1 protein-coding gene is annotated in these 280 nt (G+C 62.5%); it reads right to left on the reverse strand.

Annotated elements, in window-relative coordinates; all coding sequences use genetic code 11:
* On the reverse strand, positions 1-280 hold a 280-nt coding region (locus Xbed_RS19240; protein WP_208612292.1), incomplete at both ends, for a hypothetical protein.

Here is a 280-nt window from a genome sequence, read left to right on the forward strand (position 1 = left end):
CAGACGTTGTTGTTCTGCCTCTGCTGCGGCGCGACGGGCGGCTTCTTCAGCCAGACGTTGTTGCTCTGCTTCTTCTGCGGCGCGACGGGCGGCTTCTTCGGCCAGACGTTGTTGCTCTGCTTCTTCTGCGGCGCGACGGGCGGCTTCTTCGGCCAGACGTTGTTGTTCTGCCTCTGCTGCTGCGCGACGGACAGCTTCTTCAGCCAGACGTTGTTGTTCTGCTTCTGCTGCGGCGCGACGGGCGGCTTCTTCGGCCAGACGTTGTTGTTCTGCCTCTGCT

It is taken from the genome of Xenorhabdus beddingii (genome assembly GCF_002127545.1).
GTDB lineage: Bacteria > Pseudomonadota > Gammaproteobacteria > Enterobacterales > Enterobacteriaceae > Xenorhabdus > Xenorhabdus beddingii.